The sequence below is a fragment of the Mesotoga sp. HF07.pep.5.2.highcov genome, assembly GCF_003666285.1.
Classification (GTDB): domain Bacteria; phylum Thermotogota; class Thermotogae; order Petrotogales; family Kosmotogaceae; genus Mesotoga; species Mesotoga prima.
In genome coordinates this window covers 1-1,276 of record NZ_JFHJ01000493.1, presented here as the reverse complement: position 1 = coordinate 1,276, position 1,276 = coordinate 1, and the positions used below count along the sequence as shown (strand labels likewise).

Annotated in this window: 2 protein-coding genes; both read right to left on the bottom strand. The window is 51.5% G+C overall.

What is annotated here, in order from left to right; all coding sequences use genetic code 11:
* Positions 1 to 632 (bottom strand): ABC transporter permease (locus tag BG32_RS10425; protein WP_147434953.1); only part of this gene is annotated, 632 nt, incomplete at its 3' end.
* Positions 629 to 1,276: ABC transporter permease (locus BG32_RS10420; RefSeq protein WP_147434952.1), on the bottom strand; the 648-nt coding region annotated here is incomplete at its 5' end. The genes BG32_RS10420 and BG32_RS10425, both read right to left, overlap by 4 nt.

Sequence of the window (1,276 nt, the reverse complement as noted above, 5' to 3'; positions counted from 1 at the left end):
AGAATGGCGCCTCCGAACTGGAGTATGAACGTCATGAAGAGATAGGACATCATGTTTGGAGCGATCTCCCCAAAGATTATCCTCAAGGGTTTCATGCCAGTGATTCTTGCGAGGTCCACAAAGTCCCTCGTTCTCAAAGTGAACGTCTGGGCCCTTATCGCTCTCGCCGCCCACGGCCAGGAGGTGAGCCCTATAAATATGCTCTGGACGAGTATTCCCCTGTAAGGCAGATAAGCCGCAACAATTAGAAGGAGGGCTAGCGTCGGTATCACGGTTACCACATTGGTCAACATGTTGAGCAGCTCGTCGATCATGCCTCCATGGTAGCCGGCTACGAAGCCGATTAGGACTCCCAGAAGCGTAGCGAGACCTCCGGCAACCAATCCGACCAGGAAGGTTGACCTCAGCCCGTAAACCGTCTGCGAGAAAACATCCTGCCCGAAGGTTGTGGTCCCTAACCAGAACTCTTTTGAAGGAGGGTGGTAACCTGGCCCCGCATAATCGAGCGGTCCATACTTCGCGAAGAGAGGTCCGAAGATCGCCAGTAAGATGAAGATCATCAGTATGAAAAAGCCGACCTTCAGACGTCCGTTCCTCAGGGCGAAGTATAGAAATTCATTCTTTGTCTTCATACAGTCTCTCCTTCTGCCGTGTGCCTGATTCTCGGATCGATCATTATATACGCGATATCCAGAATGATGTTAGCCAACAACACGCCGACGATTATGAACAGAAAACAGCCCTGTATTAGGAAGTAATCTTGATTCATTATCGCTTCCTTTAGAAGATGTCCGATGCCGGGGTATGAAAAGACGACTTCGGTAGCAAGAGCCCCGGCAACTATGACACCTAGCTGGAGAGCCAGTCCCGTGATCTGAGGAAGAACCGCGTTCTTATAGGCATACTGTCTGACCAGTCTTCCCGAGGCACCCAGAGATTCAAGGTACCTGGAATACTCGGCCTCGAGTTCGTAGATGATCATGTTACGCATTCCGATGGCCCAGCCTCCAAATTGCACAAGAAAGAGAGAGCTGAAGGGAAGTATCCAGTGCTTCAGGAAATCCCAGATGAAGGTCCAGCTCCAGTTGGGGACCATTGAAAAACTGTAGGCGCCCGCTATGGGAAGAACGTCTAGCGCGACCCCAAAGAACCAGGCCAGAAGTATACCGAGCCACATGTAGGGCGTGGCCGTAAGCACGTACCAGATGGGCAAGACGATGCCGTCTAGTTTCTTTTTCCTGGCGGCAAAGGCGCCGAACTTGTTCCCGGCTATATA